General features: G+C 61.8%; 19 protein-coding genes. 10 read left to right on the plus strand and 9 right to left on the minus strand.

The window, feature by feature from the left end; translation table 11 throughout:
* Positions 1–17: 17 nt before the first annotated feature.
* Positions 18–1,451, minus strand: coding sequence for a glycoside hydrolase family 1 protein (locus NOM06_RS03715; protein ID WP_255909950.1), 1,434 nt, complete (start codon positions 1,449–1,451; stop codon positions 18–20).
* A 166-nt stretch (positions 1,452–1,617) separates the two neighbouring features.
* Here NOM06_RS03715 and NOM06_RS03720 point away from each other — a divergent pair, with 166 nt between their 5' ends.
* Positions 1,618–2,481, plus strand: a complete 864-nt coding sequence (locus NOM06_RS03720; protein WP_255909951.1) for a LysR family transcriptional regulator — start codon at positions 1,618–1,620, stop codon at positions 2,479–2,481.
* Between the two features lie 36 nt (positions 2,482–2,517).
* On the opposite strand, the gene NOM06_RS03725 is transcribed toward NOM06_RS03720, so the two are convergent.
* A complete protein-coding gene (locus NOM06_RS03725; protein ID WP_255909952.1) occupies positions 2,518–3,267 on the minus strand; it encodes an ABC transporter substrate-binding protein in 750 nt (249 codons plus the stop codon).
* Positions 3,268–3,443: 176 nt separating this feature from the next.
* Complete coding sequence (gene metE, locus NOM06_RS03730; RefSeq protein WP_255909953.1) at positions 3,444–5,708, minus strand: 5-methyltetrahydropteroyltriglutamate--homocysteine S-methyltransferase; 2,265 nt, start codon at positions 5,706–5,708, stop codon at positions 3,444–3,446.
* A 276-nt stretch (positions 5,709–5,984) separates the two neighbouring features.
* Here metE and NOM06_RS03735 point away from each other — a divergent pair, with 276 nt between their 5' ends.
* Positions 5,985–6,893, plus strand: coding sequence for a LysR substrate-binding domain-containing protein (locus tag NOM06_RS03735; protein ID WP_255909954.1), 909 nt, complete (start codon positions 5,985–5,987; stop codon positions 6,891–6,893).
* A 6-nt stretch (positions 6,894–6,899) separates the two neighbouring features.
* Here the strand turns inward: NOM06_RS03735 and NOM06_RS03740 are convergent, their stop codons facing one another.
* Positions 6,900–7,835: a LysR substrate-binding domain-containing protein gene (locus NOM06_RS03740; RefSeq protein ID WP_255909955.1), complete on the minus strand. Its 936-nt coding sequence runs from the start codon at positions 7,833–7,835 to the stop codon at positions 6,900–6,902.
* Between the two features lie 192 nt (positions 7,836–8,027).
* On the opposite strand from NOM06_RS03740, the gene NOM06_RS03745 reads away from it, so the two are divergent.
* The 4 genes from NOM06_RS03745 to NOM06_RS03760 all read left to right on the plus strand — a co-directional run bounded on the left by NOM06_RS03745 (position 8,028) and on the right by NOM06_RS03760 (position 11,983).
* The gene (locus NOM06_RS03745; RefSeq protein ID WP_255909956.1) at positions 8,028–8,765 is read left to right on the plus strand and encodes an isochorismatase family protein; all 738 of its coding nucleotides are present in this window, start codon (positions 8,028–8,030) and stop codon (positions 8,763–8,765) included.
* A 59-nt stretch (positions 8,766–8,824) separates the two neighbouring features.
* Positions 8,825–9,724 carry a pirin family protein gene (locus tag NOM06_RS03750; RefSeq protein WP_255909957.1) on the plus strand — a complete coding sequence of 300 codons (900 nt, stop codon included), beginning with the start codon at positions 8,825–8,827 and terminating at the stop codon, positions 9,722–9,724.
* Positions 9,721–10,980 carry a CynX/NimT family MFS transporter gene (locus NOM06_RS03755; protein ID WP_159158761.1) on the plus strand — a complete coding sequence of 420 codons (1,260 nt, stop codon included), beginning with the start codon at positions 9,721–9,723 and terminating at the stop codon, positions 10,978–10,980. Before NOM06_RS03750 ends, NOM06_RS03755 begins: the two co-directional genes overlap by 4 nt.
* A gap of 100 nt (positions 10,981–11,080) precedes the next feature.
* Complete coding sequence (locus tag NOM06_RS03760) at positions 11,081–11,983, plus strand: LysR family transcriptional regulator (RefSeq protein WP_005352600.1); 903 nt, start codon at positions 11,081–11,083, stop codon at positions 11,981–11,983.
* Between the two features lie 124 nt (positions 11,984–12,107).
* On the opposite strand, the gene NOM06_RS03765 is transcribed toward NOM06_RS03760, so the two are convergent.
* Complete coding sequence (locus tag NOM06_RS03765; protein ID WP_255909958.1) at positions 12,108–12,998, minus strand: LysR family transcriptional regulator; 891 nt, start codon at positions 12,996–12,998, stop codon at positions 12,108–12,110.
* A gap of 101 nt (positions 12,999–13,099) precedes the next feature.
* Between NOM06_RS03765 and NOM06_RS03770 the strand changes: the two genes are divergently transcribed.
* From NOM06_RS03770 to NOM06_RS03780, 3 genes are all read left to right on the plus strand, one after another.
* Positions 13,100–13,738, plus strand: coding sequence for an NAD(P)-dependent oxidoreductase (locus NOM06_RS03770; protein ID WP_255909959.1), 639 nt, complete (start codon positions 13,100–13,102; stop codon positions 13,736–13,738).
* Positions 13,739–14,185: 447 nt separating this feature from the next.
* A complete protein-coding gene (locus NOM06_RS03775) occupies positions 14,186–15,229 on the plus strand; it encodes an isopenicillin N synthase family oxygenase (RefSeq protein ID WP_255909960.1) in 1,044 nt (347 codons plus the stop codon).
* A 139-nt stretch (positions 15,230–15,368) separates the two neighbouring features.
* Entirely contained in the window at positions 15,369–16,532 is a 1,164-nt protein-coding gene (locus tag NOM06_RS03780; protein ID WP_042052882.1) for a PLP-dependent aspartate aminotransferase family protein, read from the plus strand.
* Between the two features lie 112 nt (positions 16,533–16,644).
* On the opposite strand, the gene NOM06_RS03785 is transcribed toward NOM06_RS03780, so the two are convergent.
* The 3 genes from NOM06_RS03785 to NOM06_RS03795 all read right to left on the minus strand — a co-directional run bounded on the left by NOM06_RS03785 (position 16,645) and on the right by NOM06_RS03795 (position 19,901).
* Positions 16,645–18,309: an AMP-binding protein gene (locus NOM06_RS03785; protein ID WP_005333638.1), complete on the minus strand. Its 1,665-nt coding sequence runs from the start codon at positions 18,307–18,309 to the stop codon at positions 16,645–16,647.
* 98 nt (positions 18,310–18,407) lie between these two features.
* Positions 18,408–18,686, minus strand: coding sequence for a YfcL family protein (locus tag NOM06_RS03790; protein ID WP_005333639.1), 279 nt, complete (start codon positions 18,684–18,686; stop codon positions 18,408–18,410).
* A 99-nt stretch (positions 18,687–18,785) separates the two neighbouring features.
* Complete coding sequence (locus NOM06_RS03795) at positions 18,786–19,901, minus strand: ATP-NAD kinase family protein (protein WP_255909961.1); 1,116 nt, start codon at positions 19,899–19,901, stop codon at positions 18,786–18,788.
* A gap of 120 nt (positions 19,902–20,021) precedes the next feature.
* Here NOM06_RS03795 and NOM06_RS03800 point away from each other — a divergent pair, with 120 nt between their 5' ends.
* Entirely contained in the window at positions 20,022–20,759 is a 738-nt protein-coding gene (locus NOM06_RS03800; RefSeq protein ID WP_005352619.1) for a TerC family protein, read from the plus strand.
* 88 nt (positions 20,760–20,847) lie between these two features.
* On the opposite strand, the gene NOM06_RS03805 is transcribed toward NOM06_RS03800, so the two are convergent.
* Entirely contained in the window at positions 20,848–21,336 is a 489-nt protein-coding gene (locus NOM06_RS03805) for an OmpA family protein (protein WP_005333642.1), read from the minus strand.
* Positions 21,337–21,340 lie beyond the last annotated feature (4 nt).

Below are 21,340 nucleotides of genomic sequence, written 5' to 3' on the forward strand. Positions count from 1 at the left end.
CGCGACGAGATACATCGTCAGAGCTGCTTGCCCTGGCTCGCAATCACCTGGCTGTACCAGTGGAAGCTCGCCTTCTTGATCCGGCGAAGGGAGCCCCCCTGCTCGTCACGCTCCACATAGACGAAGCCGTAACGCTTCTGGTAGCCATTGAGCCAGCTCAGGATGTCGGTGAACGACCAGGCGCAGTAGCCGAGCAATTCCACCCCATCCTGCATCGCCTCCTGGCACGCCTTGACGTGGCTGCGCAGGTAATCGATGCGGTACACATCGTTCACCTTGTCGCCCGCCTCCAGCTTGTCGAACTCGCCAAGGCCGTTCTCGGTGATCATCAGCGGCAGGCCATAGCGGGAAGAGAGGCGACGCAGCGCGATGCGCATCCCGGTCGGGTCGATGGCCCAGTCCCAGTTGCTGGTCTCAAGGTGCGGATTGGGCGCCGTCTTGTAGAGGCCGGGGATGCCGCTGGATGGCGTAGTACCCTTCTTGCCGGTGGTGTTGATGCGCTGCAGGGTCTGACCGCCCAAGGGGTTATCTGTGTAGGTCAGGGTGTAGTAGTAGTTGACGCCGATGTAGTCGGGCGTCCCCTCGCGCAGCAGCTCCATATCGCCCGGCAGGATCTCCGGTGCCTCGCCGTTTTTTCGCAAGTAAGCGAGCGCCGCCTGCGGATAGCGGCCAAAGCAGTAAGCATCCAGCCACCAGAGGTTGTTGAACTCCTCGGCGTTCTCATAGGCCAGCATATCTTTCGGATCGCACGACGCCGGATAGGCAGGGGAGTAGGCAAAGCTCGGGCCGATGAGGCCATTTGGCACATGCTGGCGAAACGCCTTGATCACTCGGGCATTGGCCAGAAACGCGATGTGGTTGGCGGCAAAGAAGCGCTTGCGATCCTGCACAGCAGGCGGATGGGTGCCGAGCTGATAGGCGTTGGTCAGGTTGTAGTTCTGCTCGTTAAGCGACACCCAGTACTTCACCTTGCCGGCAAAACGCTGATAGAGGGTCACGCAGTAGTGCTCGAAATCCTCGATAATGCATCGGTCTTCCCAGCCGCCGTACTCATCCTGCAGCGCCTGCGGCAGATCCCAGTGATAAAGGGTCAGCACCGGCTCGATCTGGTGGGCCAAGAGGGTATCGATCAGCTTCTCGTAGAAGGCCAGTCCCGCCTCGTTCACCTCCCCCCGACCGGTGGGGTAGATGCGCGGCCAGCTCACCGAGAAGCGGTAGGCCTTGAGCCCCATCTCGGCCATCAGCGCCACGTCCTCTTCCATGCGGTGGTAGTGATCCACCGCCACATCGCCGTTGCTCCCCTCAAAGGTCTTGCCCGGCAGCTTGGTGAAGAGATCCCACACCGAGGGCCCCTTGCCATCGGCATTCCAGCCCCCCTCCACCTGATAGGCGGCGGAGGCGGCGCCCCACAGAAAATCGCTCGGGAAGTCGTTGAACTTGTGATGATGCATCTGGTGTTGCTCCTTCTGCGCTGATGGTGTCAGCCATCTCTGATAACTCGATGCCCCCTGTCGGGGCACCCGAAATGAATTGGCATAAGCATCCATCACTTCTAAAATTCCGTCCAATGACAAATATGACCACTCAACATTCCCAGTAGGAATGAAAGGAGCCCTGATGGAGCTACGGGATCTGAAAGCCTTCGTCACTCTGGGGGAGGTGCTGCACTTCGGCCAGGCAGCGGTACGTCAGCACGTTACCCAGTCGGCCCTGAGCAAACAGATAAGGCGGCTGGAGGAGGCGCTGGGCGGCGAGCTGTTCGAGCGCAACGCCAGCACCACTCGCCTCACCGGACTGGGCAGGGCGCTGTATGAAGATGCCCGCGCTGTGATCATCCAGAGCGAGCAGCTCTCGCGCACCGCCCGCGACGTGCTGGCGGGCAATGTCGGCACCCTGCGCATCGGCTTTGGCGTGGCCACCAAGCTCCTGGTGCCCGCCGCCATCGCCCGCTTTCGCGCCGAGCGACCGCAGGTGACTATCGAGCTCAACGATCTCTCCACCCACCACCAGCTGCTGGCGCTCAGTGAAGGCAAGCTGGATCTCGGTTTTTGCCGCCTGCCCGCCCCCAAGGGGTGGCACGCCCTGCCGGTGGTCGAAGCCCACTTTGTCGCCGTACTGCCCGCCAGCTACCGAGATGTGAGGGAGTTGGCGGATCTGGTGGACAAACCGCTGGCGATCCTGCGTCGGGACAAGGCGCCGTCGTTTTACGATCACCTGATGAACTATCTGGCCCAGAGCGGGCTGCGTTTTCGCGATATCCAGTACGTCAACGACTTCGCCGCCGGTGTTGCCACCGCGGCGGCAGAGATCGCCTGGACTCTGGTTCCCTCCTCCACCACCATAGAGCACCCTGATGTGCTCACCCTCCCCCTCAGAGATGGGGAAGCCTGCTGGACCATTGGCCTTATCCGTCCGCCCCACAGCAAGGGGCCCTTGATCGATGCCTTCTGGGCAACCATCGCCGATATGACGCCAAGATAGACACGCCGTTGGCAAACAGCAGATGGCAGCCGCGCATCAACGATATCGTTCGACGATACGCGCCAACTCGCCGCTTTGTCGCAGCTGTTGCAGGGCACTGTTGAACTCGGTTATCCGGGTATTGAAGCGGGAGTGCTTGCCGATGCAGAGATTGAACGGGGTAGAGTCAAGCTGCAGCGGCACCTCGACCACCAACCCGGAGAGACCCAGCTGGTTGAGTTTGAAGCGTGCCACAAGTGGGTCGGTCACCATCAGGTCCCCCCGCCCCGCCGCCAGCATTTTGAAGACATTATCGACATTGATGGTGTGATGAACGGTGAAGCCCGCCAGGTTCTCCTTGCCCCAGCCGTTACCGAAATAGTCGAGAAAGGTAAGCGATTTGAAGTCGCTCAAGCGGCTGGCTCGCTGAAACTCCGCCATGCGGGGATGGGCGCGCTGGGTAAAAATGGTTAGCACAGTGGTAGTGACCGGCTCTTCCACAATCAGGGTATAGCTGCGCCGCTCCCGAGTTGCGATGGTCACTAAGCCATCGGCCTGCGCCATCCGCACCAGTTTTTGCGCCCGTTGCCACGGATAGCCTTCGTGGCGCACCCGCAGCCCCATCTGCACAACCACCCGATCCATCACGTCGATCATCAGCCCGCGCATCCTGCCCTGTTCGTCACGCCACGAATATGGGGCAAAGTCGTCAAAGTAGACCATCTTCAACTCGGCCGCTGGCGCCGCCCATACACTCTGCCACATCAGCAATCCCCACAGGATTGCACTCCCCAGACTGACTCTCATGGTCGCGACTCCATCCACTTCTGCCAACTCTGAGCCTAGTGCAAAGCAGGCTGCAGCAAGGTTCAGGATCCAGTGGAAAAAGTGGCCAACGAAAAAAGAGAGGGGAAGCAGTGGCTTCCCCTCTCTCGTTCGTTTTTCAGCACACCACCTTATCGATGGCGGTCACGGCTTGCCGGTTACGCCAGCTCGGCCCGCAGCGCCTTGGTAGCATCGACCATCACCTTGAGGGCGGCTTCTGTCTCTTCCCAGCCGCGGGTCTTGAGGCCGCAATCCGGGTTGACCCAGAGCCGCTCGGCCGGGATCTGTTTGGCGGCTTTGCGCAGCAACCCCTCAATCCAACTCTGGCTCGGCACGTTCGGCGAGTGGATGTCGTAGACGCCCGGGCCAATCTCGTTGGGGTAGTTGAAGCGTTCGAACGCTTCGAGCAGCTGCATCTGGCTGCGGCTGGTCTCGATGGTGATCACATCCGCATCCAACGCCGCCACCGCCTCGATGATGAGGTTGAAGTCGCTGTAACACATGTGGGTGTGGATCTGGGTGCTGTCCGCCACCGGGCTCGCGCTCAGACGGAAGGCCCGCACCGCCCAGTCGAGATAGGCCTGATGATCTTGCTTGCGCAGGGGCAAGCCTTCGCGGATCGCCGGTTCGTCGATCTGGATGATCTTGATGCCAGCGGCTTCCAGATCTGCCACCTCGTCGCGAATGGCAAGGCCGATTTGCAGGGCGGATTGCTCGCGGCTCACATCTTCGCGCGGGAAGGACCAGCAGAGGATGGTCACAGGACCGGTCAGCATGCCCTTCACCGGCTTGTCGGTCAGGCTCTGGGCAAACTTTGTCCACGCTAGGGTCATGGGAGTCGGGCGGTCAATATCGCGGGTGATCACCGGCGGCTTGACGCAGCGGGAGCCATAGCTCTGTACCCAGCCGAAACGGGTGATGGCAAAGCCATCCAGCAGCTCACCGAAATACTCCACCATGTCATTGCGCTCGGCCTCGCCATGTACCAGCACGTCCAGCCCGATGGCCTCCTGACGCGCGATGGCATCGCGGATCTCCGCCTTAATGCCCGCCTCGTAGGCGCTGTCGTCGATGCGACCGGCGCGCCAATCCTGCCGCAACACCCGGATCTGGGAGGTCTGCGGGAAGGAGCCGATGGTGGTGGTGGGCAGCAGCGGCAGCTTGAGATCCGAGCGCTGCAGCTCGGCCCTGACCGGATAGGGGCTGTGGCGATCAAAATCGCTGTTGGTGAGGCTGGCGAGCCGTGACTGCACCGCTTTTTTGTGCACCCGGCTGTCGGACTCCCGATCAACGATGGGCTGGCTGTAGGCGGTGATTTTGTCGAGCTCGCCCCCATCCAGATACTCTCTGAGCAGCCCCAACTCGAAACATTTTTGCAAGGCGAAGGCGAACCAGCTGCGGGTCTGGGGATCCAGCTCCTGCTCCAGGGTCAAATCCACCGGGCTATGCAGCAATGAGCAGGATGAGGCCACCCAGAGCCGCTCGCCGAGTTTGGCTTTCAGTGCCTTCAGAGTCGGCGCCAGCTTGGCCAGATTGGCACGCCAGACGTTACGGCCGTTGATCACCCCGGCGGAGATGACCCACTGGGCGGGCAGATGCGGCACCAGGGTCTCCAGCTGTTCGGGGGCGGCCACCAGATCCAGATGCAGGCCATCCACCTTGAGGCTGGTGATGATGTCGCGCTGATGGGCCACCGAACCGAAATAGGTGGTGAGCAGCAGCTTGCAGGGGCCGCTCAGGCGCTCGTAGGCGTTGAGGTAGGCCAGCCGCCACTCGTCCGGCAGGTCCAGCGTCAGCGCAGGTTCATCGATCTGTACCCACTCCACCCCTTGGGCGGCCAGTTTGGCCAGGATCTCCTGATAGACGATGAGCAGGCGATCGAGCAGTTCAAGGCGGGAGAAGCCGCTCTCTTTCTCCTTGCCAAGCCACAGATAAGAGACCGGCCCCAGCAGCACCGCCTTGACCGGCAGCCCCAGCGCCTTGGCCTCTTCCACCTCGTCAAACAGCTGGCTCCAACCCAATTTGAAGCGCTGATCACGGCTGAATTCCGGCACCAGATAGTGATAGTTGGTGTTGAACCATTTGGTCATCTCGGCGGCGGCCGCCGCCGGGCCGGTCGGCGCACGGCCGCGGGCCACCCGGAACAGGGTGTCTAGATCGGTCTCGCCATGGCGGTGGCGGGCGGGCACCGCATCCACCAGCAGACTGGTACCGAGCACCTGATCGTACCAGGCAAAGTCGCCCACCGGCAGCAGATTGACCCCGGCGCCGTGCTGGGCCTGCCAGTGGCGCTCACGCAGCGTCTTGCCCACGGCAACGAGTTCGGCCTGAGTGGTCTCACCACGCCAGTAGGATTCGAGGGCAAATTTCAGCTCGCGCTTGGCGCCGATACGGGGGAAGCCCAGGGTGTGTGCTCGTGTCATAGGTTCATTTCCTTATGCTCATTCATCTGATGGGAAACTGGATGATTTAGCCATCCAGATGTTTACACATCCAAAATGACAAGATAAGGTGACGCTGGCTATTGAATCCTCTTCAAGTGGCTCTCAAATAATCCTCAACTGACTGCCGGTAAGGTTCACCGCGAGGATACAGAGGCCGATTTTTACAGGTGCAAGAGGTGCCGCAGTCAAGAAGCGCAGCAGGCCACCGCCGACCGCAACCTCAGCGCCATACGCAATCTCACAAGGAGCCATCTTATGGCAGTGCCAAGCAATGCAGGGATAGAGATCAAACACTTGAAAACATTGACCGCGCTGGCCGAGCAGGGCTCGCTGGCCGGTGCGGCGCTGACCCTCAACCTCACCCAGTCCGCCCTCTCCCACCAGCTCAAAGAGCTGGAGACCCGCCTCAATCTGGAGCTCTACCTGCGCAAAAGCCGCCCGCTGGTGCTGACCGCGGCAGGCGGCCAGCTGCTCGCCCTCGCCCGTCAGGTACTGCCCGCTCTGGCCCAGACCGAGAAACAGTTGCAAGCCCTGCAGAGCGGCGATGCGGGCAGGCTGCATCTGGCGCTCGATTGCCACAGCTGCATCCAGTGGCTGCTGCCGCTGTTGCCCGATTTTCGCCGCCAGTGGCCTGGGGTGGATCTGGAGGTGGAGTCGGTGCCGGGCTTTGATGCCATCAATGCCCTGCTAGGCGGCCAGCTCGACCTGCTGCTCACCTCGGACGTGCAGGCCCGCGGCGATCTCCACTTCGAGCCGCTGTTTGCTTTTGATCTGACTCTGGTGATGGCACCGGCTCATCCCCTCTGCCACCGGAGCCACATCGAGCCGGGCGATCTGGGGCCGGAGGTGCTGCTGGTCTATCCGGTGGAGCGCAGCCGCATGGATATCTTCAGCCGCTTTTTGCAACCCGCCGGGGTGGAGCCCGCCCGCTGCAAGCCGGTGGACAACACCTCGGTGATGCTGCAGATGGCCGCCGCAGGACTCGGCGTTGCCGCCCTGCCGCGCTGGGCTAGCGACGAGTTTGTCAGACAGGGGATGCTCTGCTCCCGCCCCCTCGGCAGTGGTATTCGTCGCCATATGTACGGCGCGGTGCGGGCCGCCGATCGGGATCAAGCCTGCCTGCAGAGTCTGTTCGGGCGCATTCGCACCAAGATGGAGGGATAGCTCTCCTCAGCGTGGCTGACCAACCTCTGCCAGCAGAGCAGGCAACTGCGCCTTGATAAAGTCGATGAGGGCCCTGACCGCCGGTGACAGACCGCGCCGCGCGGGATAGAGCATCACCAGCTTGCCATCTTTGGGACGCCACTCGGGCAGCAGTTGTTGCAGCCGCCCATCCGCCAGCTCATTCACGCAGGCGTAAAGTGGCAAGCCCACCATCCCGAGCCCCGCCAGCGCTGCCTGTTTGAGGGTTTGCACATTGTCGCTGCGCAGCAGCACATTGACCGCCACCTCCTCACTCTCCCCACTGTCGTGCCGCAGCCGCAGCAAATCGGCCTGACGCTCCAGCGAGCTGAAAAGCAGGGCATCCTCTCCTTCCAGCTGGCGTGGATGCGCCAGCGCATTGTGGCGGGAGAGCCACGCCGGGGTCGCCAGCACGCCCCATTGCACCGTACAGAGCGGTACCTGCACCAGGCTGGAGGGGGGCTGCTCGAAGGCTACCCCGCGGATCACCACATCCAGCCCCTCCTCCAGCAGATCCACCTGCCGATTGTTGGCTTGCACGGCGAGTCTCACCTTGGGGTATTGCGCCATAAAAGTGGGCAGCAAGCGGGCGAGCAGCGCATCGGCGATGGTAATGGGCACGCTGATCCGCACCAGACCGCTCGGCTCCTGCTGCCGTTGCCGCACTGCCGCCTCTCCGGCCTGCGCCTCAGCCAGCATCGCCTGACAGTGGCGATAGAGCACCTCACCGGCATCGGTCAGGCTGAGTTGGCGCGAGGTACGTTGCAGCAGCCGGGTATCCAGCCGCTCCTCCAGCAGCCGGATCCGGCGCGAGATCCGCGACTTGGGTACGCCAAGCGCCCGCGCGGCGGCAGTGAATCCCTGTCGCTGCACCACATGGGTGAAGAGATAGAGATCATTCAAATCAAGTTCCAGTGGTGTCATCGGGCTGCCTTGGTAAGGGTGAGGTGCATTCACATCGTTCCACCAATAGAACGATAAGAACCTATTTCACCAGATTGTCGCCATATTTGCAGCCATCATAATGGCCCTGTCCCCATCAGACGGTTGCTGCACGGGCAATCCGCCCCACCAGCAAGGGCCGTTTGACTGTTCCGATATCACAAGGAGTTCACCATGAAACTGCGACAAATCTGCTCTGCCACCCTGCTCGGTCTGTCGACCCTGACCGCCACGCTGGCCACCACAGCGACACCGGCCATGGCCGCCGAGGCTGCCAGCCATCCGACTGTATCACCCAACCGCTATCTGGAGATGCTCTCCCGAGACAATGCGGTACTGCTGCTGGTCGACCATCAGGTCGGCTTGCTGAGCGGCGTGCGCGACACCACGGTGGGCGAGCTCAAACACAACGTGGTGGCGCTGGCCAACGCCGCCCGCGCCCTCGGCGTGCCGGTGATCGTGACCGCTACCATGCCCGATGGCATGTGGGGCCCCACCATGCCCGAACTGACCAGTGCCCTGCCGGATGTGAAGGTGATCAACCGCACCGTCATCAACGCCTGGGACGATCCCGCCGTGCGCGCCGCCATTGAGAAGACCGGCCGCAAACAGCTGCTCATCGCCGGGGTATCCCTCGAGATCTGCGCCAGCTTCCCGGCCCTCTCTGCCAAGGCTGCCGGCTATGATGCCCGGGTGGTGCTCGATGCCTCCGGCACCTTCAACGAAGCCAAGCGCACCACTGGGCTGCAACGCTTGCTGGGGGCCGGTATCCCGGTCACCGACTACGCCTCCGCCGCGGTCGAGATGCTGCGCAGCAACGTCGACCCCAAGGCGCACGATGTCTACAGCGCCCTCGACATGCCTTTCGCCACCCTGGTGTGGCAGATGCAAGGGGGTGCCAAGAAGTCGTAACTCGCCCCGCCTTCGGTCAGATGACCGAAGGCATCTTTTGTCTTCAAGAGGTTATATCGATGACCAGACGCCTGACTCTCTCCGCCCCCGTCAAGGGCCAACCGCTGCGTATTGGCAGCGGCTTTGCAGCCAGCCATTTTGGCGAACACTTTTTCAACGGTCTGATAGACCCCGTGGTGATGGTGGATCACTTCCAGATGACCGCCCCCACCTTCGAGCCCCATCCCCACGCCGGGATCTCTGCCGTCACCTATCTGTTCGAGGATTCGACAAGCCCCCACGTCAACTACGACTCCCTCGGCAATCAGGGCCCCATCGAACCGGGCGCGCTCCACTGGCTGGCGGCCGGGCGCGGGGCCGTACATACCGAGCAGCCGGAGGGGGCATCGCCCTATGTCCACGCCCTGCAAATCTTCGTCAACCTGCCTGCCCGTCAAAAGATGATGTCGCCTTTTGCCGTCCACGCAGCCGCTGCCACCATCCCCGAATTTCATGGCGAAGGGGTGCGAGTACGGGTGGTCGCAGGCCACAGCAACGGGATAACGGCGCCACACTCGGCAGAGCTGCCCCAACCCTTTACCCTGCTCGATGGCCATTGCGCGCCCGGCAGCCGCTTCACCCATCTGCTGGCGGCAGGCTGGAATGCCATGATCTATCCCCTGACCGGATCGCTGACTTTGCAGGCTGAGGGAGAGCGGCACCTCATCCCGGCAGGTCACGGGATGGGTGTCAGCCTCTCTGCCGATGGCGGCGAGGCGGTGGCTCTGCAGTTTGAGGCCACCGAGCCATGCCACTTCGTGCTGCTCTCAGGCCAGGCACTCAATGAACCCCTGGTCAAACATGGCCCCTTCGTCATGAACAGCCACGACGCCATTGCGGATCGGCTGCATGCCTATCAGCGCGGCGAACTTGGCCAGCTCAACGATGAGTGGCTGCACAACGGCCAATATCGGCCATGAGCACGCTCACTGGCCACCAGCCACAAAGCACGCGCTGGCCTCTGGTCTTCCTCGCCATTTTTGCCGGTGCCAGCGGCGCCCTCTGCCTTGGCAAAGTGCCCGCCGTACTCGGCATACTGCGCAGCGAGCTGGGGCTGACACTGGTCGAAGCCAGCTATCTCGCCTCAGCTTTCAATACGCTGGCGATCCTCTGTAGTATCTTTCTCGGCCTGTTGCTGACCCGCTGGAGTGGGCGGCAAACCGGGGTTGTCGGGCTTTTGGTTATCGTCACAGGCGGTGCGTTGGCGCTGCCCGCCACCGGGCTGGCCATGATGCTGCTGTCGCGCATTGTCGAGGGGATTGGCTTTTTGCTGGTCTCGGTGGCCATGCCCGCCTTTATCGTGGCGGTGACCCGGGAGGAGGATAAACGGCTGGCCTTGAGCCTGTGGGCGGTCAACCTGCCCCTCGGTGCGGCGGCGGGTATGCTGATCACCCCCTGGCTCACGGCGCAAGGTGGCTGGCGGCTGGCCTGGCTGATCCTGATGGCTCTGCAACTCTCGGCCCTGCTGCTTCTGCTCGCCAGTCGTTCGGCAGATAAACTGCGGGGAGGGGCACCCCAAAACTCGATCAACTCGGGCCACCCGCTGCGCCAACTCACGGTGCTCCGGCAGAAGGCACTCTGGCGCTACGGGTTGGCGTTCACGCTCTACAGCCTGATGCTATGGGCGCTCTTTGTCTGGCTGCCAACCATGTTGCAAGGCACTCCCGGGATTGGCCAAAGCCAGATCGCCCTGCTCTCGGCGCTGGCGGTGGTCGCCAATATTCCCGGCAACCTGCTGGGGGCATGGCTGCTGCGCAGGGGCATGGCGCGAGATCGGCTCATCAGCTGGGCACTGGGTCTGATGGCGCTGTGCGGCATGCTCGCCTTCTGGCCCGGCCTGTCGCCGTGGTGGGCCTATGGACTCTGCCTCGCCCTCTCCCTGGCGGGCGGTATGGCGCCGCCAGCCATCCTCTCGTCTGCGCAGGGAGTGAGTCAGGGGCCGGTGCAACTGGCCATCGTGCAGGGCTTTTTTGTCCAGCTCGCCAACTTCGGTCAGCTGCTTGGCCCCCTGTTGCTGGCGGCCCTGATGACGGACAGCGGCCATTGGGGAAGCGCTCGCTGGCTCTTTCTGGGCGGCTTGCTGCTGGTCGCGCTACTCTATGCCGCGGGCCACCTGCCGGGCTCAAGCATGGCTGCAAAACAGGCTCGATCGCATTCGCGGCAAGATGAAAGGTGACGAATAGAGAGGGAAACATCACAGTTATCGTAGGGAATGCTGGCCGGACAAGAGGCTGTTCAGTATGTTAACTGTTTAATCTTGCTTAACGGTAGCCACCATGTCTCAAGTCGATCTCAATCTCTTTCGCGTCCTCGATGCGGTGATCCGCTATGGTGGTGTCACCACGGCCGCCGAGATGATGGAGATGACCCCCTCGGCCATCAGCCAGGCCATCAGCCGCCTGACCACCCTGGTGGGCGAGCCGCTGTTTGTCCGCCAGGGACGCGGCATCACCCCCACGGCGCGAGCGCTCAGTCTGCACCACGAGATCATGGTGCCGCTGCACGACATGGAGCGCAGCCTGCAGCGCACCGATCTCTTTGATCCCCAGACCAGTCGGCGCACCTTTCGCATCGCGGGGGTGCCCGATATCGATATCTTCTTCCTGCCGGAGCTCAACAACCTGCTGCAGACCCAAGCCCCCAACTGTCAGTTGGAGTGGAACACCCAGGTGCAGGACGAAGCCCTGCGCCAGAACAGCCTCTATCTGCACAGCGTGGATCTGGTGCTGGCCACCAAGCCGATGGCGGAGCAGGGGATCGAAAACGAGCAGATCATGTCCCAGGCCCTGCGCATCGCCTGCCGCAAGGATCACCCCAGGATCCGCCAAGCCCCCGACATGGCCACCTTCTTCAACGAAAAGCACGTGGTATTGCAAACCAGGCGGCTCGACAGCTTGCTGCTCAACACCCTGACCAAGGCGCCGCTGCCGCCGCGCCAGATTGCCTACGAGAGCGACTCCCTGCTCACCGCTCTTCATCTGGTGAGTCGTACCGACTGGCTCTGCGTCGCCAGCCAGTGGCACATGGAGAAGCTGGGGCAGGCGCTGGATCTGGCCAGCTATCCCCTCCCCTGGCTCTCGGAGGATTGCCCCGTCTACATGAGTTGGCACAAGAGCTCCGGTCAGGATACCGGGCTTAATTGGCTCAAAGATCAGGTGCGGGCCGTCAGTTCGTTTTAAGTATGCTTAACAGTCAAGCATGCCCATCTCCTCATCCGGGCTATCGCTCTTCTCGACAAACCGCCTTATGGATAATTTCCCTTCAGGATAATCGGGGGCCTTTTCTCAACCATTAAGGCGCAGCTCATGACGACATCGTCGTGCCGAAATAGCTGCGCAGTGCCTCCACCACCCGCCGCACTTTCTCCGGGATCTCCCGCTGCGGCGTGATGGCGTGGATCTCCATCGGTGCCACCCGAAAACCGGGCAGCAATTCCAGCAGACGCCCCTGCGCCAGATCCTCGCCAATTTCTCCCTCCGGCTGCAGCGAGATCCCCTGCCCCGCCAGCGCAAACTGGCGCAAGGGCAACACGTTATTGCAGAGCACCTTGGCCTTGAACCTCACCCTGTGCTCGCCCCCCTTCTCATCGAGCAGCAGCAAACCGTTGCCCAGCATGTCGCCACAGAGCCAGTCGTGGGTGGCCAGATCGGTGGGGATGCGCGGCGTCCCCTTGCGCGCCAAATAGGCGGGGGCGGCGCAGAGCAGCATCCGGGTCTGCCCCAGTTTGCGGGCCACCAGGGTCGAATCGGGCAAAGTGCCGACCCGCAATGCCACGTCGATCCGCTCAGCAATGAGATCCCGTTTCTCGTCGTCGGCGATGATCTGGATGGTAAGGCCGGGGTGGGCCTGCAGCAGCGGTGAGAGGGCCAGCGCCAGTGGCTGGCCCGCCATCCCCACTGGGGCAGTGATCCGCACTTCCCCGAGCAGGGCGTCGCGCACCTCCGAGAGGCGCAGCTCGGTCTCGCTCAGAGTCTGCTGCAACGCCCGACACCCTTGCCACACCACCTCTCCCGCCTCGGTCAGACTGAGACGACGGGTGGAGCGATGGAGCAGGGGCAGTCCGAGCAGGCTTTCGAGCTGGCTGATATGCTGACTGACGGCGGAGGGGGTCATGCCAAGGGATTTGGCAGCCCCTGTCATGCTGCCCGCTTCCACCACGGCGGCGAAGATGGCGTAACGTCTGAGCTGTTCCATTATTAAATCCAGCTTATAAGTGAATGCATTTTTGAGGTTATTATTAAATCATAAATGGCAGCGTAGGATAGCCCCATTCCAACAGTGAAGGAGAGTTCCCCATGAAGATTGCCCTGATCGGTGCCAGCGGTTTTGTCGGTTCAGCCATCCTGAACGAGGCCATCAGCCGCGGCCATCACGTCACCGCCATCGTCCGCGATGTCAGCAAGGTGGCCGCCCATCCGCAGGTCACCGCCATGGCGGTGGATGCCCAAAACCCGCAGGCATTGGCCGAGGTGCTCAAGGGGCACGATCGGGTGATCAGCGCCTACAACCCGGGCTGGACCACACCGGATATCTACGACCAATACCTCAAGGGCGCCAACGCGATTGTCGCAGCAGCCAAAGCGGCCAACAGCTGGTTGCTGGTAGTAGGTGGCGCCGGCAGTCTGGAGGTCGCCCCCGGCGTGCAACTGGTGGATACCCCGGAGTTTCCGGCCGAGTGGAAACAGGGGGCACTGGCGGCCCGCGACGGTCTCACCGCCCTGCGCCGTGAAACCGCTCTCGACTGGCGCTTTGTCTCTCCCCCGGTGTTCCTGGAGCCGGGCGAGAAGCGCGGCGGCTATCGGATTGGTGGCGATCAGGTGCTCTTTAGCGGCGAACAGCCTGCCGGGATCACCGCCGGTGATCTGGCTGACGGTGTGCTGAACGAGGTGGAAAAACCGGCTCACCAGCGCCAGCGCTTTACCCTGGGTTACTGAGAGCCAGCAGGCGGTTAAGGCCAGAATACGCGGTCACTCGCCTACGCACCCGGTCAGGTGAAAAACCGCTCAACCAGAAGGGAGGCATCCGCCTCCCTTCTGTTTTGGCCATTTTCTGTTTTGGTCATTTTTGCCACTGGCAGCTTGCCTCTGGTTATCACTCTCCCCCTCATCGTTGCCCCTTTACCCCACAATGGCTGCGCAAAAAAACCTTCGGCCCATCAGACGCCGAATTCCATTTCGAATTTTGTATATAACTAAGAATAATTTGTTGTTTCCGTCTTATAACACCGAACAGTAGCATCCCCTTCATTCCAGATGGCGCCACACCGCAAGAGCAAACAGCCACGCTGTCGTGCCATCCCGTTTGCCGCTCATCAGACCTGCCCGCACCAGAGGCAGCAGAAGAGATGGCGCCAGAGATAACGAAAGAGTGAGGAGGTGCACATGGAACATTCACCACTGCCGATCATCGATCTGGCTGCCCTCAACGGGGCGCCCGAGGTGCGTCGCCCTATGCTGGCCAGGCTGGCCGCGGCCGCCCGCGATGTGGGCTTTTTCTATCTGGTCGGCCACGGCTTGAGCAAGGTTGAGATGCTAGAGACTCTGGCGCTGGCTGAGCGCTTCTTTGCCCTGCCGGAGCAGGAGAAGCTGGCGGTGCAGATGGTCAACAGCCCCCACTTTCGCGGCTACAACCGGGTCGGTGCCGAGCTGACCCGCCAGCAGCCGGATCTGCGGGAGCAGTTCGATATCATGAATGAGGCGCAAGCCCTGCCTGCGGCCCTGATCCGTGAACCATGGCAGCGGCTGATCGGCCCCAACCAGTGGCCGACTACTTTTCCCGAGATGAAAGGCCATCTGCTGGCGCGGCAGGAGCGGCTGAGCGACATCACCCTCACCCTGCTAGCCGCTTTTGCCGAGGTGCTGGAGCAACCGGCCAACGTGTTTGACGACAGCATCCGCGGCGCCCCCTACCAGCACATGAAGCTGATTCATTACCCGGGGCAAGAGGCGGGCAGCAGCAGTCAGGGGGTCGGCGCCCACAAGGATCCCGGCTACCTGACGCTGGTGATGCAGGACAATCACTCGGGGCTTGAGGTCGAGACGGCCGACGGCTGGATCTCCGCGCCCCCCCTGCCGGGAGCGCTGGTGGTCAATATCGGCGAGCTGCTGGAGCTGGCCTCCAACGGCTATCTCAAGGCGACCCTGCATCGGGTGGTAAGCCCGCCGCCTGGCGTCTCGCGTCTCTCCTGCGCCTTCTTTATGGCGGCGCGGCTCGATGCCACCGTGCCGCTGCTCAGCCTCTCCCCAGAGCTGGCAGCGCAGGCGCAAGGGCCGGAGAGTGACCCGACCAACCCGCTCTTTAATCAGGTGGGGAAGAACGTGCTGAAAGGGCGGCTGCGATCCCACCCGGATGTGGCGGCGCGCCACTATGGGCCGGTGGAACCCGCTCGCCTTCCACGCGCTGAAAGCGAAGCGATACCGGCCTAAGCAGCGCAAAGATCCGCAGGCGGGTATATGCATAAGCCACAAGCAGCATGGATATACCCGCCCAGACAAAACACAACATGTAACGAACAACAAAACACAACCAGTCATGGCCAGAGCCTGGCCATCACGGAGCAACACGATGAAATTCAAGACCATGAGCGTACACAGCGGCCAGCGGATCGATCCCCAGACCGGCGCCCTCACCACCCCGCTCTACCAGAGCAGCACCTTCAGCTACTTCAACGCCCAGGCGGGCAAGGAGCGCTTTGCAGGTCAGGCCCCCGGCTTTATCTACAGCCGCTTTGGCAACCCCACAACCGCCGAGCTTGAGCAGAAACTGGCGGCGCTTGAAGGTGCCGATGAAGCGCTGGTGGTGGCGAGCGGCATGGCAGCGGTGAGCGCCATCATGTATGCCCTGGCCGACAGCGGCGATGAGGTGGCATATATCGGTCCGCTCTACGGCGGCACCGATGCCTTCCTCAAGCAAACCTTCAGCCGCGCCGGCATAAAAGTCACCGCCTACGAGAGCGATCGGGATCTGCTGGCCAACATCCGCCCCGCCACCAAGGTGGTACTGTTCGAAACCCTGACCAACCCCACCCTCAAGGTGGTGGATCCGCGGCTGGTGGTGGAAGCGGCCCGCAAGGTGGGCGCCATCACAGTGTGTGACAACACCTTCCTCACCCCCTACCTGCTGCGTCCGCTGGAGCTCGGGGTCGATGTGGTGATGCACAGCGGCACCAAATATCTGGGCGGCCACGGCGACATCATCGCCGGGGTGGTGGCGGGCTCTCACGCCCTGATGAAGTCCATCCGCACCGTGGCCCTCAAGCATATCGGCTCCCCCATCGGCCCGCAGGAGGCCTACCTGCTGCAGCGCGGGGTCAAGACCCTGCCGCTGCGGATGGATGCCCACCTGCACAATGCGCAGAAAGTGGCCGAGTTTCTGGCCGCCCATCCGGCGGTGAAGAAGGTGATCTACCCGGGGCTTGCCAACCATCCGGGCCATGATGCCCTCGGCGCCTTCGCCAGCGGCTTTGGCGGCATGGTGAGTATTGAACTTGAAGGCGGGTTTGAGCGCTGTGCCACCCTGCTCGATAACCTGCAGCTGTTCGTGCAGGCGGTGAGTCTGGGGGATCTCGAGAGTCTCGCTTGCCATCCAGCCAGTACCACCCACGCCGCCATGGACGAGGCGAGCCGCCTCGCTGCCGGAGTCAATGACGACCTCATCCGCTTCAGCATCGGGGTGGAAGATGCAGACGATCTGATCGCCGATCTGGCCGCCGCGCTGGCGCAGATCTAACCGGGAGCACGCACCTCACTTGCCCGCCAAATGGCGGCGAGTGAGATGCCCAACAAACAACAACGGCCCATCAAGGGCCGTTGTTGTTTGTTGGGCTATGGAAAGACGGGATTTACTCCTCCCACACCACCACCTGGGATGAGGGCCAGCGATCCCCGACCTGGGCGTACTTTTGCTCCAGCAGGTGACGCTTGATCTTCATGGTGGGAGTCAGCACGCCGTTCTCGATATTCCAGGGGGTTTTCACCACCAGAATGCCGCGAATTTTGGCATGAGATTCCAGCTGATCGTTGACCCGAACCCGCGCCGCTTCCAGTCTGGCGTTGACCTCCTCCCGATTGCCCTTCATGGCGCTCTCGGCCAGTTGCACCAGCGCAATGGGCTGCGGCATACCGTAACCAATCACGCAGAGCTGTTCGATGATGGGCTCCTGACCCAGCAGCCCCTCGATGGGCACCGGCGCCACATACTTGCCCTTGGCGGTCTTGAACACATCCTTCATCCGGCCGGTGATGGTGAGATAACCCTCCTTGTCCAGCTTGCCCATGTCGCCGGTGTGGAGCCACCCCTCGGCATCGATGGCCTCGGCGCTGTGCTCGGGATCCTTGTAGTAACCCAGCATCATCCCTTCGCAGCGGCAGAGGATCTCCCCCTCGTCAGAGATCTTGATGGTCACTCCGATCCCCGCCTTGCCGACGGTGCCGATCTTGTCGGCGCGGAACGGGTAGTTGATGGTGGAGTAGGCGTGGTTCTCGGTCATGCCCCAAGCTTCAGTCACCTTGAGGCCGATGCTCAGATACCACTCAAGCAGCGCAGGAGAGACAGGCGCGGAGCCGCAGCCGAGTACTCGGGCCTGATCCAGTCCCAACCCCTTTTGCAGCTTGCGTTTGATAAGGCCTGAGATAAGCGGGATCTTGAGCAGCAACGCCAGTTTGTTCTGGGGCAGCTTCTCGTGGATCTTGATGCGGAACATGGCCCACAGCCGCGGCACCGAGATAAAAACGGTGGGACGGCAGCGTTTGACGTCCTCGATAAAGGTGTCGAGGGATTCAGGGAACGCGATAGTAGCGCCGCCATAGAGACTTCCGCCGTAGATGTAGACCCGCTCGGTAATGTGGGCTAGCGGCAGGTAGGAGAAGCCCCGATCGGCCTGGCTCAGGCTCACCGTCTCCACCAGCTTCTCGCACGACCAGGCGTAACGCTCGACGCTCAGCATGGCCCCTTTCGGCTTGCCGGTGCTGCCGGAGGTGTAGACCAGACTCAGCAGGGAGTCAGGGGCCTGTACCGGGCTGTCAGGGATCGGCTCATGCGCCTCCAGCAGGTCATCCCACTGGTGGCTGGCCGGCATGGTGTCGTAGGGGAAGGCGATGCGCAGAAGATCGGCGGGTACGCCCGCCTCCTGACTCTTCCAGTCATCCAGCTTGCCGACGAAGATCGCCTTGGCCTCGCTGTGACGCAGCACATATTCGATGGTGTCGACGTTGGCAGTCGGGTAGATGGGCACGCTCACATACTGCCCCATCTGCATCGCCAGATCGGCGATAAACCACTGGGCGCAGTTCTTGGAGAGCAGCGCCACCTTGTCACCGGCCACCAGACCGAGGTGACGCAAGGCCGTCACCATCCGCCGCGCTTCATCGGCCACTTCACCCCAGGTGAAATCGACATATTCGCGGTTGATGGTTTGACGCAGGTAGGTTCGATCAGGACACTGCCGCTCCCAGTGATAGAGCATCTCGAGCGGCAGTTTATTGGCAATGCGTGAGGAGGAGGCCATAGTTTAATCCCTGAAACAAAAGGCGAAACTTATTATTAACCTTTCACTAACTTCAGGGGAAGAATAAACTCAAACTTCAGTTTGAATTGTGTATCCGATCAAGCTTCTGCGTCTTGTTGCAAACGACTCCACATCGCCTGCACCAGTTTTTCATCCTCTTCAGAAAGCTCACCTTGCAAGATCGCCTCGTTGAGGCTGCGCAGCACATAGCTCTTGACGTCCCGCACCAGGGTCTTGCCTTCCAGCTCGGCCCGGGCAACGGCCAATGAGATATGACCTCGCAGGTAACCCCCCGCAAACAGCTCATCGTCGGTCGCGGTGGCAACCATGCTGTCGATCAGTCCCAACAACTTGTGCTCAAAATCGTGAATCGTCATGTAACGCAGCCTCATTTGCGGCAAAAAATTCGGGGGTATGGAACCGCAATCCGGTTGATTGCAGCTCTCTGGCGCCAGGCCAGCAGCGTCCTTGGCGTCCTATTCCGGGTTGGCCACCGGGTAGATGACCTGATCCTTGTATCCCGTGGTTATTCGCAGATAACCACGCAACGCCCGGTTTAATTGCGGATCATCGGTGTCCACCAGCAGCGGCCTGCCCGCAAGGGCGGCAAGCTTGGCTTTGGTTGCCAGCACCTGGATATTCTCCAGCCCGACACACCGAATCACCTCAGGACTCAATTGCTGATTTCCGCGCCCGAACAGATGTCCCTGTCCGCCTATCAGGGTAATGATCAGTCGGCAGCGACGGCCGCGGATCCGGGTCAGGATCTCGGCGGCGCTGAGATCCTGCCCGATAAGTCGGCCATTTTCCACCAGATCCACACCGAGCAAAGTATTTTCCAGACCGAGCTCTGCCATACAGGCTGCCACCGTGCTGCCGGAGCCCATCAGATAGAGGGTATCGGGCTCCATCTGCTCCACCACACCGGCGGCGAGATCCGCCAGCACCAGCTCTTCGGACTCCTTTCCCCCCTGCTTGACCGCCTGCACATAACGCAGATCACCGGGCACCTTCAGCTGGCCGTAGTGGCGGGCCCGCACCTTGCCCGCGCGAAACGCCTCCTCGTCGATGTCGCGCACCTCGGCATCGATCAGGCTGAGCAGTTCCCCTGCGATCATCCGCGCCACCACCCGCCCGCTGGCGGCAGGCGTCACCCCGTAGACGCCGGAGTGGATCTTGCACCCCGCGGGAATGCCGAGCACATGGCAAGACTCCCCCACCGCGGCGCAGATATCCCGCGCCGTGCCATCGCCACCGGCAAACAGCAGCAGATCGACCCCGGCTTCGCGCATCAACTCGGCGGCGTGGCGGGTATCATCGGCCGAGGTGCTCTCCCCGACCGGTTGATAGATGACCCGACAAGGCAATCCCAGAGCTCGGGCTACCGTCTCCCCCATCTCTCCCGCCACCGTCAGCAGTTCGAACGGGACATTCAGCTCGCACAGTGGCAACAAGGCTTGCCGCGCCCGCTCCTGCGCTTTGGGCACAGCGCCTCGGGCCAGCGCCTCGGCAACCACACCGTCACTGCCCTTGAGCCCCACTGCGCCGCCAATCCCGGCGACCGGATTAATGATGAACCCTAATCGAAACATGCCTGCCTCCCTTGCGATGGCCACCATTTTTATCTTTTCCCCCCTCTGGGACAAGCAGTGGCGCCCCTGCTAGAATGCGCTGCTTCAATTTTCCAACCAATTTTCAACCAAGGTTCAATCATGCTGGAATGGGTTCTTGATCCCTCTGCCTGGGTCGCACTCGCCACCCTTACCCTGCTCGAGATCGTGCTGGGCATCGACAACATCATCTTTATCTCCATCCTGGTAGGTCGCCTGCCGGAGGCGCAGCGTCAAAAAGCGCGCATTCTGGGTCTGGGGCTCGCCATGGGTACCCGGATCCTGCTGCTGCTCTCGCTGGCCTGGGTGATGCGCCTCACCGATCCGCTCTTCACCGTGCTGGGTGAAGCCATCTCCGGCCGTGATCTGATCCTGCTGCTGGGGGGCCTGTTCCTCATCGGCAAGAGTGCTCACGAGATCCACGTCACCCTGGAAGGGGCGGCCGAGCCGGAGAGCGTCAGCAAAGCGGCCTCGGGCTTTATCAGCACCCTGATCCAGATCGCCATCCTCGATATCGTGTTCAGCCTCGACTCGGTGATCACCGCAGTCGGCATGGCCGATCACGTGCCGGTGATGGTGCTGGCCATCATGATCGCCGTCTTCATCATGATGTTTGCCGCCAAATCCATCGGTGATTTCGTCGATGCCCACCCCACCATCAAGATGCTGGCCCTCTCCTTCCTCACCCTGGTCGGTTTCGCCCTGATGGCCGAGGGGATGGACCTGCATATTCCGAAGGGCTACATCTACTTCGCCATGGCCTTCTCGCTGGTGGTGGAGATGATCAACATCCGCCTGCGCAGCCATCACGACAATAACGGGCAAAATAGCGCGCAGTAACCCTATGCCCTCGCGACCCCAGCTGTCGCGATCAAAAAGAGCGCCGATCGGGCGCTCTTTTTTTATGGGTAACGAAACGATGAAAAGGTTATTGATCGCTGATGACGATGGCAACCCGGCGGTTGGCGGCCCGGCCCTCTCTGGTCTTGTTATCCGCCAGCGGCATGGTCTCGCCACGGCCATGGATCTCCAGATTGGCAGGTTTCATGCCGACCGAGACCAACACATCGGCCACCGACTGGGCCCGCTTCAGGGAGAGCTGCTGGTTGTAGCTGCTCTCGCCGGTATTATCGGTGTGGCCATCCACCCGCGCCTTGTCCAACCCTACGCCAAGCAGTGTTTTACCCAGTTTTTCAACGGATTGGCGAGTCTGGGGATTGAGCGCCCCCACGTTGTTGGCAAACAACACCCGGTTGGCCAGATCCAGCGTCCACCCCTCATCGGTCAGATAAAAGCCCTGCTCCTTGAGCACGGCGATTTGCTCCGGGGTCAACCCTTTGGGGGCACTCTGGCAACCGGCCAGCAGTGACAACATCAACCCCAGCAGGGTCACTTTCAACAGGTGGGTGATCTTCATGGTT

This window comes from Aeromonas sp. JL9, from assembly GCF_024436075.1.
In the GTDB taxonomy this organism is placed as follows: Bacteria; Pseudomonadota; Gammaproteobacteria; order Enterobacterales; family Aeromonadaceae; genus Aeromonas; species Aeromonas veronii.

Bases quoted from the DNA above. Each gene is read 5' to 3' on its own strand.
- NOM06_RS03715 (WP_255909950.1), bottom strand. From the start codon at position 1,451: ATGCATCATCACAAGTTCAACGACTTCCCGAGCGATTTTCTGTGGGGC.
- NOM06_RS03720 (WP_255909951.1), top strand. From the start codon at position 1,618: ATGGAGCTACGGGATCTGAAAGCCTTCGTCACTCTGGGGGAGGTGCTG.
- NOM06_RS03725 (WP_255909952.1), bottom strand. From the start codon at position 3,267: ATGAGAGTCAGTCTGGGGAGTGCAATCCTGTGGGGATTGCTGATGTGG.
- metE (WP_255909953.1), bottom strand. From the start codon at position 5,708: ATGACACGAGCACACACCCTGGGCTTCCCCCGTATCGGCGCCAAGCGC.
- NOM06_RS03735 (WP_255909954.1), top strand. From the start codon at position 5,985: ATGGCAGTGCCAAGCAATGCAGGGATAGAGATCAAACACTTGAAAACA.
- NOM06_RS03740 (WP_255909955.1), bottom strand. From the start codon at position 7,835: ATGACACCACTGGAACTTGATTTGAATGATCTCTATCTCTTCACCCAT.
- NOM06_RS03745 (WP_255909956.1), top strand. From the start codon at position 8,028: ATGAAACTGCGACAAATCTGCTCTGCCACCCTGCTCGGTCTGTCGACC.
- NOM06_RS03750 (WP_255909957.1), top strand. From the start codon at position 8,825: ATGACCAGACGCCTGACTCTCTCCGCCCCCGTCAAGGGCCAACCGCTG.
- NOM06_RS03755 (WP_159158761.1), top strand. From the start codon at position 9,721: ATGAGCACGCTCACTGGCCACCAGCCACAAAGCACGCGCTGGCCTCTG.
- NOM06_RS03760 (WP_005352600.1), top strand. From the start codon at position 11,081: ATGTCTCAAGTCGATCTCAATCTCTTTCGCGTCCTCGATGCGGTGATC.
- NOM06_RS03765 (WP_255909958.1), bottom strand. From the start codon at position 12,998: ATGGAACAGCTCAGACGTTACGCCATCTTCGCCGCCGTGGTGGAAGCG.
- NOM06_RS03770 (WP_255909959.1), top strand. From the start codon at position 13,100: ATGAAGATTGCCCTGATCGGTGCCAGCGGTTTTGTCGGTTCAGCCATC.
- NOM06_RS03775 (WP_255909960.1), top strand. From the start codon at position 14,186: ATGGAACATTCACCACTGCCGATCATCGATCTGGCTGCCCTCAACGGG.
- NOM06_RS03780 (WP_042052882.1), top strand. From the start codon at position 15,369: ATGAAATTCAAGACCATGAGCGTACACAGCGGCCAGCGGATCGATCCC.
- NOM06_RS03785 (WP_005333638.1), bottom strand. From the start codon at position 18,309: ATGGCCTCCTCCTCACGCATTGCCAATAAACTGCCGCTCGAGATGCTC.
- NOM06_RS03790 (WP_005333639.1), bottom strand. From the start codon at position 18,686: ATGACGATTCACGATTTTGAGCACAAGTTGTTGGGACTGATCGACAGC.
- NOM06_RS03795 (WP_255909961.1), bottom strand. From the start codon at position 19,901: ATGTTTCGATTAGGGTTCATCATTAATCCGGTCGCCGGGATTGGCGGC.
- NOM06_RS03800 (WP_005352619.1), top strand. From the start codon at position 20,022: ATGCTGGAATGGGTTCTTGATCCCTCTGCCTGGGTCGCACTCGCCACC.
- NOM06_RS03805 (WP_005333642.1), bottom strand. From the start codon at position 21,336: ATGAAGATCACCCACCTGTTGAAAGTGACCCTGCTGGGGTTGATGTTG.